The organism is Yersinia sp. J1, from assembly GCF_050586585.1.
Lineage (GTDB): Bacteria > Pseudomonadota > Gammaproteobacteria > Enterobacterales > Enterobacteriaceae > Yersinia > Yersinia entomophaga.
In genome coordinates this window covers 1-10756 of sequence record NZ_JBOBDP010000027.1, presented here as the reverse complement: position 1 = coordinate 10756, position 10756 = coordinate 1, and the positions used below count along the sequence as shown (strand labels likewise).

Genomic DNA, 10756 nt, shown 5'->3' with positions numbered 1-10756 from the left:
TACTTACATACCTACGATCACTCTTTTGGAGAAACTGCGTGAAGAGGGCTTTCAACCTTTTTATGCCTGTCAAACTCGTGTTCGTGATGAAAACAAGCGCGGACATACTCGCCATATGCTGCGTCTACGTCGAAATGGGTTTAGCAAAAATGATGAAGTGCCCGAAATTATTTTGCTTAACAGTCATGATGGTAGTAGCAGCTATCAAATGATCCCCGGTCTTTTTCGGTTCGTCTGCAATAACGGATTAGTATGCGGTGATACGTTCGGTGATGTGCGTGTCCCACACAAAGGTGATGTGGCTGGACAAGTTATCGAAGGTGCCTATGAGGTTTTAGGTCTGTTCGATAAAGTGACTGAATCACGAAACGAAATGAAATCCATTATGTTGAATAATGAAGAACAACAGGCTTATGCAGAGGCTGCATTAGAGTACAAATACTCAGACGATCATCAACCTATTACCGCAGGTCAAATTTTAAATGCTCGCCGTTGGCAGGATAAAAATACTGATTTATGGACGACTTATCAGCGGGTGCAGGAAAATATGATAAAGGGTGGGCTACATGGCATTAATGCGCAAGGTAAGCGCAGTAAAACCCGTGCTGTAAATGGGATTACGGGAGATATCAAACTCAATAATGCTCTTTGGAAATTGGCCGAAGAAATGAAAAAAATTAAAGCCTAATTTACTTTATGGCGGTGCTGATAACACCGCCTATAGGAGCAATTATGAGTAAAGAACTGGAAGTTAAACGCTGTCTGGTTTGCTCTACAGCATACATGACATTTGATGATAATACTGTTCTTGGCCTGTACGGTTGCCGGATTACGCCACATGTCAATTGGGTTTTAGAATATGAATACGGATTTATTATTGATTTGTGGGGCGGGAGAGTCGCTGTTTTGCGTTTGAAACGTATGGGATTATCAAAAACTCTCAGAAAATTTGTTTATCAGATGATGACAAAATATGACATTAAAATGATTCAATTTGATTGCGACGGTGGTGTGATTTCAGGAATGCCAGTCTGCAATTGGTGAAAAATTTTTATCCATCAGCAGCACATTGAGTGCCGCTGATGGATATTAATAGATTCGAGACATGAACCTATATTGCATTAAATTTACCCTTTCTGCCGTTCACGGCATTGAGCCATGACCGACAGATTTATCAACTCTGTGCTGTCACATTTTTTCCGGTATTTTCTACTTCTGCTTTTTTAATGCTTCTTACTTTCGATAATGAAGCCGCTTTCTTTTTTGTCACAGCTACAGATTTAATGGCTTCCTGAATAGCTCTTTCACTGACAACAATTTCGCAACTTTCCAATGCTGATTTTATATCTTTAGCTGTATACCCTTTTTGCGTAGCCAAGATTAAAATTTGCTCTTTTAATCCTGCCAATACTTCCTTACCCGTGAGACGCTCTGTTCTCAAATCAGGTAATTCAGATAATTGTACTTTCGCTAATTCTAACTGCTCAGTACTGTAATGATTTTTTGCCGCCATATGCCATATTTCCCCATTCGAAAAATTTTAGGTACGACAATAGCATACGGGCGTTTCAAATCAGTACAACTCCGAAAAAAGTTCTCCCATGGTGTAATGACTTCTCAGGCCATTTAAGGCAAAATACAAATATCCGGTTTCAAATACGGGACAGGATATGTTTTGTAGCACCGCCTGCACGCAGTCTGCCCTACAAAACGACCTGGTCAGGGCAGAGCCCCGACACCCGCTAGACTGAGACTACGAGACTGTAAGGGAAATTATCACCATGAGTAAAAGCGAAAGCCGGAACAGAACAGCCCTGCTGCCCAGCATTCGCTGTTACCCAGAGGAAAAGGAAATCATTGCAACAAAAGCAAAAGCATCAGGCTTAAGTGTGGGGGCCTATATGCTTCGTAGTGGCCTTGGACGCCGTATTGAATCAAAGTGCGATACCGAAATGATAATGGAACTTCGCCGACTTGGAGGGTTGCAAAAACACCTGTTTAACGAGGGGCGGGGCAATGTCAGTGAGGTATTTAGCAAAGAGTACTCTGAGGTACTTGTGGCTATCAAAAAAGCGATTATCAGTATAGACCTGGGTATTGATGGCTTAGCTGCAGAGCGAGATAAAGCATGATCCCAATTGTTCCAGAAAAGCGGCGGGATGGCCGTTCCAGTTTCATTCAACTGGTGAGTTATTTGACTCTTCGCGATGAAGTCAAACCCGATATGCCTATCTCTCCTGATAATCCCTATATCCGACCTTCTCTCTCTAAGGCCGCTATCTTTGATCGCCTGATTGATTATCTCGACCGGAAAGCTTCTGTAGAAGACCAAACCGTGTTGGCCATGTTTGATGATGGCACTCAGCAAATTAAAAGTGGAAACGTTGTTTGCGAAACCAATTGTTTCAGCCTGGAAACCGCGTCGGCTGAAATGAACGCTGTTGCGATGCAAAACACGCGTTGTGTGGATGCTGTTTATCACTGCATCTTATCCTGGCGTGAAGAAGATACACCGACTGACGAACAAATTTTTGATAGTGCTCGATACTGTTTGAAGCAACTCGGTATGGCCGATCATCAGTACGTCGTTGCGGTGCATAGAGATACCGATAATGTGCATTGCCATATTGCCGCGAACCGCGTTAACCCTAAATCATACCGCGCCGCTAATCTCTATAATGATGTTGATACATTGCATAAAGCTTGTCGCCATCTGGAGATGAAGCATGGTTTCACCCCGGATAATGGAGCATGGAAAGTGAATGGATCACACCAAGTCGTGCGCAGTGAAAATGACTTTAAATCTATCCCCCGTAAAGCTAGGCAATTGGAGTACTACGCTGACTCAGAGAGTCTGTTTAGCTATGCGACAGGGGAGTGTCGTCAACGTATTGGTGAGATTGTGGCAGGGGATAACCCTTCATGGAATGCTATTCATACTGAGCTTATTCGTGCAGGTCTGGAGTTAAAACCCAAAGGGGAGGGCTTAGCAATTTATTCGCGCGAAGATGAAAGTCTGCCTCCTATTAAAGCAAGTAGTCTGCATCCAGACCTGACCTTGTATTGCCTTGAAGAGACGCTGGGTAAGTTTGAGCCGTCACCGGAAATTGTGATGTTAACCGATGATAATGACAACATCATTCATTCCAACTATAAACGAGAATTCATTTATGAGCCTCGTCTACATGCTCGGGATAACACTGCCCGTATCGACCGACGTCTGGCCAGAGCCGATGCGCGAGAGGATTTGAAAGCACGCTATCAGGCTTATAAGTCTGCATGGATAAAGCCTAAGTTGGAGGGGGGGACACTCAAGCAACGTTACCAACATGTGGCTAAACGTTTTGCCTGGCAGAAAGCCAGAGCGCGAATCGCCATCGGTGATCCATTGCTCCGCAAGTTGACTTATCACATCATTGAAGTTGAACGAATGAAAGCTATAGCGGCCTTGCGTATCGCGGTTAAAGCAGAGAAAAAAGTCTTCAATGCCAACCCGGAAAATCGTAGATTGAGTTATCGCGCCTGGGTAGAGCAACAGGCCCTTAATCATGACCAGGCGGCTATTGCACAGTTGCGTGGCTGGTCGTATCGACTTAAACGTGCTAACAAAACACCACCGCTTTCTGAGAATGGTATCCGGTGTGCAGCAGCTGATGATTGCAGACCATTCAACTTGGAGGGCTATGATACTCAAATTAATCGCGACGGCGTCATTCAGTATCGGCATGATGGAATCGTACAAGTACAGGATCGTGGTGAGAGGATAGAAATAGCCAATCCATTTATCTCTGATGGCCAGCATATCGCGGGTGCTATGACGATTGCAGAAGAAAAATCAGGGGAAGTGATGGTCTTTGAGGGGAGCCGTACTTTTGTCAATCAGGCATGTGGATTGGTCGGATGGTTTAATGAGGGGGGCGAGAAACCGCTACCGCTTAGTGATCCTCAGCAACGTATATTAGCGGGTTATGAGGTTGACCGACAGGCGTCATATTCGGGGATTTTACAGCCAAAATCAGGTGCGGATAAGTTGCACGAACTGGAGCAAGGTCATAAACCACAGGGTGGATATCGACCTCAGTAAACTGTCGTAAGCACGAAACAAAAAAGCCGACTCCAAAGACTGGAGCAGGCTTTTTTGTTATTAATTAACGTGTCCGCGCAGCAGCTGCATCGCTGGCTGATATGATAACCAGGCATTACTGTTGTCACCTGCAACTTCGGTAAAAATGGCTATCAAGCGTTGAAATACTTCATCGTGTTTCGTTTTATCAAATTGTACTGGCATTGAAAACAAGTTGAGCAATCGAGCGCACTCATCGCGCAGGTTCTCGGCACGAGACGTGCTCAATGCTTGCAACCTGTGCCCCTCCCGGGTGTCTAGCTGAACTATCAGCATCATGGCACATAGTCGTACCATTTCGGTGTAACCTCGCTGATAATCTAGGTTGTTATCGCTCATCGATGTGCCTCAGTATTTAGGTAAAAGCGGCTGACTTTCTTGCCATAACCGTTCAAATTCCTGTTCGTAGGCCGCGACCAACTGCGGCTGGTTCCGCACGACTAGAACGTTTTCAGCATTACGCTTGTCTGCACTGGCCGAGTAGTTATAGCTCCCTGTCTGGAGCGTATTACTGTCGGCCAGAATTATCTTATTGTGCATTATAGAGTAATTACCATTTAGGCGAATAGGAATGCCCTGATTGGCAAGGAATGTCACCGCGGTATAGCTATCGCTGTTACTTTTCTTGTCTGCTACCACCCTGACGCTAACCCCTCGTTGTTTGGCCGCCACCAAAGCTTGCGCTATTCCTTTATCGGTAAAAGAGTAAGCCTCCATGTTCAGGGTATTCTTGGTCTGGTTAATTACATCCAGTACGGCAACTCTGGCAGAATGCGAAGGGGAGAAGCCAACAGTGAACGCCGGCATCGCGAAAGCAGGCCAAGACAGTGTCAATGTGGCCAGGATTATCAACGGTGAACTTTGCGCAAAAAAGCGATGTTTCATTTTTATATTTTCTCCATTCATCCTGGCGTTACTTCATTGGCTATCTCGATAACATTAAAGTCACCGGTCCCAAAAGCCTGGCAGTTGTGCCACATAGTTAGGCACAGTGGGCAGGTAATTTTACCGTCAACTGGTGAAGGTATTAATTCGATGTCTGTTGCACGAAACTCAACGCAGCAAAGCGATTTAAAACCTATTACGTCGGTAGCTATGTGGGTCAGATACTCTTTTTTTCCCAAATGGGGGGGATAGAGATAACTGGAACGATAAGATACGGTGCGGGGATGCAATGTGCCTGCCGCCACGAATGATTGATCTTCCATTGCTGTGCTCACTTTTAGATATGTATTTGTTCCCTGTGGTAGAGCTGAGGGAATATTGGGATATTATTGAAAGGCCAACAGGTCAGTTTGATATGGTATTTTGCAGGTCAGCATCGGCTAAGGAGGTAGCCACTTCTTTTGAGACCCGGATAGTTTTCGGTGGTGTTGGTTGATGGCGCCATTTGCGTTTGTTTTGATGTAAAGCTTCTCTGGCCGCTTCAAACATCAATATGCCCCGTTGGGTTGGGTTGTAGCTGATATCAGCGCGGTTATCCAGATCAAGGGTAAGGTCTACAATACGTTTAAGAATTGGGTCCATGATGCCGATTTGATGGGTACTGTCTTCTGGGCCGTCTAAGCGTAGTAATATGTCTTCAATTTCTTGCGCGGATGGGGGGAGTTTGCGCAATAAGGTCGGATTTAGAGCAAGTAGCTCGGCTTCTGTTGGGGTTTGTACTTCAATAAATCGGTTTATTCGCATCGGTAGCGCTGATGTCATCTTGTCATCATCCGGGATATAGATAGCACTACTCGGTACCAGGGCACTTTTGAAAGAAATCATCCCTTCACCAGGATTTAACTCTTTCAGGTCGCCGAGATCCAGCCGGTCTTTTTCACGAATGTAGTTGTTTTTGGCATCTTCATAGTTGGGTGTAATGATGCCGCCCGCTTGTTCAACTGCCCCCAATTCGGCGTAATATCCTTTCCCGCCAGTAATCTTGGCCAACTCAAAAGTATCTTTCTCATCCTGCAGGGCCATAAACCATTTGGTGAGCAAGTTAGCGTTTACCGTCATGTATTCACCACGATGTTCTGCGATAAACCGCTGAATATCCTGAGCAGAAACAATCAGCATATATCCCAAGCTACGCATCTGGCTGGCCAGGTTATCCATACCAGGACCAAAATAGGCACCTAACTCATCCATCGCGATAGCAAACGGAAATTTCCCGCTGTATTTTTTAACGATTAACACATCGTTGAGCATTCCCTCGAGCTCACAACCCAAGTCTCTGGCCATGGTCATGCGAATCGCGGATATATACAGTTTACCTATATTGGACGCTTCACCTTTTGACAGTTCCAGGGCTGGAATAGTGGTACACAGAATGCGGTCGTTGTGCAGTATGTCCTCAATGTTTATGTCGCCGGCATCGGTAGAGAAAATGTGGCCGTACAAGTCGTTGAACATGGTGAGCATGCGGTTGAATTGCTGAATTAAGTAGCCGTGTTGATCATAGACACCTTGCTCCCAAGTTGAGGGCTGGCTAATGAGCTCAATGCGAAAGCCGGCTAGTGTATTGAAATAGTTTTCTAATGGGTTATAGGCTTCTTTATGCCAGCCATCGCGTTTGGCTTCCAGGTAGAGCTCAGCCAATTTTCGTAAAGGTAAATACGATTGGATAACTGTCTGAGATATGGTCCGTTTTTCTTTTTTACATTTGTAGTAAACCGCATAGACCAACGCAGCATTCATGGATTTGGCTTTGTCCTGCCAGCCAGCATCACCGCTCCCCGCAGGGGGAAGCATGGATTCCATTAATTGGATGATGAAAGTGGTGTTGGCGGTACCAAACAGATTGATCGTGTTGGACGGTTGGCGTTTTTTGTCATTGAGTAGCAGCAGTAAAAGCTTGTCCATTCCTCCCGTCATAAAGTTAAGTACGTAAAAATCATCTTCCCGACCAAACCGGCGAGCTAGCGACCACATAGCAAAAGCCAGCGAGTTTTGCCCTTTACCATCTGAATAACAGATGCCTCGGCCCCAGCAGATGGCATTCAAGAAAACGGACAGCAGCGCTTCTGTTTTACCTGACCCCGTCGTGGCCAATAACAACATATGGCGCAATGCATCATCCAATGTTAGCCAGAGCTCGCGAGCGAGGGCTTTACCTCTGGCAAAGCCCAGACACATAACACCTGCAGCTGGAAAAAATTTGCGGGTCCGTACCACATAGCGGAAAAATCCCCATAAACCATTACGGTACTTGGGCATTTCGCGCTCCGTTGTCAGGTCTATTCCGCCCACATCTGTTGGCATGCGCAGGGGCATTCGAAAAGGACGGTCGCTGAACAGCATGACATGGAGTAAAAGTCCGGGAACACTGATCAGAAGACTGGCGGGGAATATCCAGCCCATAACCAAGCCAGCAAGCAGGAAGAACTGGACGCCAAACGGGGAGAGTAGGGCGTCATTTATAAAGGTATAGCCAAGCGACCGCCGAACTCGGCGGGCTTCGATTTCAACTGATTGAGCCATTTACAAACCTCAACGACGGATGAATATTTGAAAGGATATACAGCGGGATTACAGAACAGAATTATTGAGGGCGCGGTGTATTCAGAAACGCTTCCAATGCATCGTCACTTTTTAATGAGGTCAAAGGGATGTAACGGCCATCATCCGCTATCAGTGACGGTGTTCCAGGTAGGTTATACGCATCAAATGCGCTGTCATTACGGCTAATGGCTTCGGTACCTGTTTCGCACGATGCGAGAGGGAATGTATTTTCATTTGGATTCATACCTGAATCTGCCTGGAATAGCTTTTTCCATAAGGTCTTACGTGACAGAGGCGTTTGGCAGAGGATAGGGCTCACCAGATCAATGGTCTGTTGCTTACCCACCAGTGTGACTGGGAAAACCTCGACATTATATTTTTGGGCTAATGCCTCCAGTGCTGGCTCAATGATTTGGCAGTTATGGCACAGCGGGTCTGAAAATGCATAGAGTGTACGCTGATGGCCAGATGACAAGGCGATGGTGTAAAAGCCACTTTCAGCCGCATTACGTAATACCTGCGCCGTTTTTTGGTAGCCTGTTGCTGCAGTCGTAGAGGTGTTTGTCTGCGCTGGCATGGTTTTAGGTATTACCGGGACTTGTATTGGTGAAATGGGTTGTGGGGCGACAACGGGAGCTGGCTGAATCGCTGTTGGGTTACTTGTGCTAAGTTGTGTCACTGGTGTCGGATTATTTCGGGCCATATGTTCGCCGAGCGTTGTAAACACATACCAGCCATATGTGATGCACAAGACGATAGCCGTAACTAATAGCGTTAAGCACGCTATATTTCTGACCTTACAACGATGGTAGATAGCATTGTTGATAGCTTGCAAAAATAGCTCAGCTTCTTTGGTGGATGGCGCCTGATATATCATTGCGGAATTCACACCAAAGCTGTCGTGATATATCCCGTTGTCTTTTATGTAAAAACGGGAGCGCGAGCCAGGTTGAAGCAGTGTTATAAGGCAACTTGCACCAGATTGATGGGTATAAACGGACAGAGTGGAACCCTGCAAAGTGGCAGTATAGATCTGAGTCATGAGGTAGCCTTAGTGTTTGGATTTAGCGTTTTTTAGGTCGGAACGGTGCGCGAGGAGCGGATTTTGGCGGTTGAACTGCTGGCTCGTCATCTTTAGGTATAGAAGTTGTTGAATTTGGGCTTTCTGATTTAATTGGTGAGGCCCGCAATATGACTATATCGCTGTCATCCTCATCCTCACTGTCATGTTCTTTGGCGCGGGATTCTGATTGTGCTTCTCGTTCTTCCAATACCAGGCCAATGCGGCGTGAGTCGGCAAGTAAACCCTCGATAGCTATATCCATTCTTGTTGCAGGTACTTGAATGGTTACCCGGAACTTTTCAGATATTTCAGCGATCAATGTTTCCCATTTTGCTGCTGCAATAACCCCTGCCCCTTCAATAAATACCTTGGGGCGCCCGGAGGACGTCAATGCGTACCAGAGTGTTCTATCCAGGCCTTTTAGCCATCGAAAATTAGCACCAGGTAAACGTAAATCGCGGTCATGGAGTGCGGAGAGTGCTGTTCGTGTTGAGCTGTAATGACGCAGCCAGCGTACAGCAACGGGGGAATTTGCCACTTTGTAGAAAGCATCATTTGCCAGGCGTAGAACGGGATAACCTTTTTGGCCTTTATCACGACGGCTTTTGATGAGGCAAGAGCGATTCAGACCATCCAAAAGTTTTTGGGCACCTTTGCGGTCGTTGAAAAATACTTGTAATCCAAAGACTGCCACTAGTGCGCGTTCGTGAGCATTAAAGCTGGAGAAGTCTTTAAGTGGTGTGCCTAATTGTTGCTCAAATACTGTTTGGGCTCGAGTACGGTCAAGGCGTTCACCAATAACTAACTGATGTTGTATGGCAAATTCATCTGGAGACTGGGCGCTACGATGTTCCGGTGGATCGCAATTTAATAATTGCGTCTTCTTATCGCCATAGCAGAGTGCTGGAATAATACTGGGTGAGAACTGTGCCATGATGTGGGGAAGTGTATACACATCAATATGCCTGCGGGTTAGGTTCCGAGGATGATTACGAATTGCCAACATACTTCCAACCACAATGATAGACAGTGGCACCATTAAGATACCGGCAGTGCGATTCATGACAGCAATAAATTCCCCCCAGGTCATATTGTTTACTTGGTTGCCAGCCAAGGCCAACAGATTGATGCGTTCTGCTACGTAAATATGTATGCGTGGAAAATCGCAGAGAGACCAAAGCTGGTAAATAAGCCAGATGCATCCATACATGATAGGGGGTTGGTATATCCAGATAAGGAAAATGAACATCAATGCGATAGCGATAAACATCAGGCCATATTCTTGGCCCTGTTGTGGGTGTACAGCTCTTGTGGACATGGTTGCTCCGGGCATGGGAAAAGCCAGACGATCACATCGACGGGCGATAACAAGGTGGGTTCACACCAGAGAGAGTTTTATTGGGGGCAAAGAAAGAGCGCCGATAGGCGCTCAATTCAAAATGTTGGTATTAGAGGGTAGCAATAATCAGGCGAGTGCTTTTTTTTGAACAAACTCACTAAAAATATTTTTTGTTTTTACTTTAGGCTGGTATGAAGGAGTAAACAGTATGTCTAACTTATAGCTGAAACTTTTTGCTCCACTGATAGTAAAAGTGCTATCAGAGAGGTCTTTTATACTAAGTGTCAGCTTATTACCAACACACTCGTAGCCAATGATATCGCTAAAATCTATTCCGATAGCTTCATTCTTATCATAAATAGAAACCATCAAAACAGTACCATTCTTGTCATCAATCCCGATGAACTTACCTTCCAATGCTTGAATAACTTGAATATTAGTATTTGGTTGGAAGTTTGCACATGTGTAGCTTTCTACTGCTCTTCTAATCTTAGCTTCTGTAGCTTTGTAGATGAAATAAGCAGAATATGCCACTGTTGCTGTGATGATTATCAAAGCCCAAGGTACTATGGCGGTAAAGTTACCATCAATAAAAAAGTATGTGCCAGCCACAGGTAAGGTGATGGCTAAAAGTACTAAGGAAAGGAAGAATGCACCTACTACGTAGGCTCCTTTAGTTAGCTTAATAAGCTTTTTCATGCAAACTCCTTTTATTTAATACCATCGCTGTTGCTAGACGAAT

At 45.4% G+C, this 10756-nt stretch carries 12 protein-coding genes; 4 read left to right on the top strand and 8 right to left on the bottom strand.

From position 1 onward, the window contains the following. Window positions 1–688 (top strand): DUF932 domain-containing protein (locus ACQ4OC_RS19160; RefSeq protein ID WP_430971525.1); only part of this gene is annotated, 688 nt, incomplete at its 5' end. A 44-nt stretch (window positions 689–732) separates the two neighbouring features. Then, entirely contained in the window at window positions 733–1044 is a 312-nt protein-coding gene (locus tag ACQ4OC_RS19155) for a DUF5983 family protein (protein WP_430971524.1), read from the top strand. 130 nt (window positions 1045–1174) lie between these two features. On the opposite strand, the gene ACQ4OC_RS19150 is transcribed toward ACQ4OC_RS19155, so the two are convergent. Beyond that, the gene (locus tag ACQ4OC_RS19150; RefSeq protein WP_430971523.1) at window positions 1175–1513 is read right to left on the bottom strand and encodes a mobilization protein MobC; all 339 of its coding nucleotides are present in this window, start codon (window positions 1511–1513) and stop codon (window positions 1175–1177) included. A 268-nt stretch (window positions 1514–1781) separates the two neighbouring features. On the opposite strand from ACQ4OC_RS19150, the gene mobA reads away from it, so the two are divergent. Both mobA and traI read left to right on the top strand, forming a co-directional pair. After that, a complete protein-coding gene (gene mobA / locus ACQ4OC_RS19145; protein WP_050074462.1) occupies window positions 1782–2132 on the top strand; it encodes a plasmid mobilization protein MobA in 351 nt (116 codons plus the stop codon). Continuing rightward, on the top strand, window positions 2129–4084 hold the full coding sequence (gene traI / locus ACQ4OC_RS19140) for a TraI/MobA(P) family conjugative relaxase (protein ID WP_120806754.1): 1956 nt from the start codon (window positions 2129–2131) through the stop codon (window positions 4082–4084). Before mobA ends, traI begins: the two co-directional genes overlap by 4 nt. Window positions 4085–4144: 60 nt before the next feature. Here traI and ACQ4OC_RS19135 read toward each other — a convergent pair whose 3' ends face one another. From ACQ4OC_RS19135 to ACQ4OC_RS19105, 7 genes are all read right to left on the bottom strand, one after another. After that, the gene (locus ACQ4OC_RS19135; RefSeq protein WP_050289016.1) at window positions 4145–4462 is read right to left on the bottom strand and encodes a hypothetical protein; all 318 of its coding nucleotides are present in this window, start codon (window positions 4460–4462) and stop codon (window positions 4145–4147) included. Window positions 4463–4471: 9 nt separating this feature from the next. Continuing rightward, the gene (locus ACQ4OC_RS19130; protein WP_120806753.1) at window positions 4472–5008 is read right to left on the bottom strand and encodes a phospholipase D family protein; all 537 of its coding nucleotides are present in this window, start codon (window positions 5006–5008) and stop codon (window positions 4472–4474) included. Between the two features lie 17 nt (window positions 5009–5025). Next, the gene (locus tag ACQ4OC_RS19125) at window positions 5026–5331 is read right to left on the bottom strand and encodes a hypothetical protein (RefSeq protein WP_162975221.1); all 306 of its coding nucleotides are present in this window, start codon (window positions 5329–5331) and stop codon (window positions 5026–5028) included. 82 nt (window positions 5332–5413) lie between these two features. Next, window positions 5414–7591, bottom strand: a complete 2178-nt coding sequence (gene trbC / locus ACQ4OC_RS19120; RefSeq protein ID WP_240442712.1) for an F-type conjugative transfer protein TrbC — start codon at window positions 7589–7591, stop codon at window positions 5414–5416. Between the two features lie 61 nt (window positions 7592–7652). Next, a complete protein-coding gene (locus ACQ4OC_RS19115) occupies window positions 7653–8654 on the bottom strand; it encodes a hypothetical protein (protein ID WP_430971522.1) in 1002 nt (333 codons plus the stop codon). A gap of 22 nt (window positions 8655–8676) precedes the next feature. Then, window positions 8677–9993, bottom strand: coding sequence for a conjugal transfer protein TrbA (locus ACQ4OC_RS19110; RefSeq protein ID WP_205582783.1), 1317 nt, complete (start codon window positions 9991–9993; stop codon window positions 8677–8679). A gap of 147 nt (window positions 9994–10140) precedes the next feature. Continuing rightward, window positions 10141–10713 (bottom strand): hypothetical protein, encoded by a 573-nt coding sequence (locus ACQ4OC_RS19105; protein ID WP_088130798.1) that lies wholly within the window; start codon window positions 10711–10713, stop codon window positions 10141–10143. Window positions 10714–10756: the final 43 nt, after the last annotated feature.

Coding starts and splice junctions, on each gene's coding strand:
- ACQ4OC_RS19155 (WP_430971524.1), top strand. CDS start 733: ATGAGTAAAGAACTGGAAGTTAAACGCTGTCTGGTTTGCTCTACAGCA.
- ACQ4OC_RS19150 (WP_430971523.1), bottom strand. CDS start 1,513: ATGGCGGCAAAAAATCATTACAGTACTGAGCAGTTAGAATTAGCGAAA.
- mobA (WP_050074462.1), top strand. CDS start 1,782: ATGAGTAAAAGCGAAAGCCGGAACAGAACAGCCCTGCTGCCCAGCATT.
- traI (WP_120806754.1), top strand. CDS start 2,129: ATGATCCCAATTGTTCCAGAAAAGCGGCGGGATGGCCGTTCCAGTTTC.
- ACQ4OC_RS19135 (WP_050289016.1), bottom strand. CDS start 4,462: ATGAGCGATAACAACCTAGATTATCAGCGAGGTTACACCGAAATGGTA.
- ACQ4OC_RS19130 (WP_120806753.1), bottom strand. CDS start 5,008: ATGAAACATCGCTTTTTTGCGCAAAGTTCACCGTTGATAATCCTGGCC.
- ACQ4OC_RS19125 (WP_162975221.1), bottom strand. CDS start 5,331: ATGGAAGATCAATCATTCGTGGCGGCAGGCACATTGCATCCCCGCACC.
- trbC (WP_240442712.1), bottom strand. CDS start 7,591: ATGGCTCAATCAGTTGAAATCGAAGCCCGCCGAGTTCGGCGGTCGCTT.
- ACQ4OC_RS19115 (WP_430971522.1), bottom strand. CDS start 8,654: ATGACTCAGATCTATACTGCCACTTTGCAGGGTTCCACTCTGTCCGTT.
- ACQ4OC_RS19110 (WP_205582783.1), bottom strand. CDS start 9,993: ATGTCCACAAGAGCTGTACACCCACAACAGGGCCAAGAATATGGCCTG.
- ACQ4OC_RS19105 (WP_088130798.1), bottom strand. CDS start 10,713: ATGAAAAAGCTTATTAAGCTAACTAAAGGAGCCTACGTAGTAGGTGCA.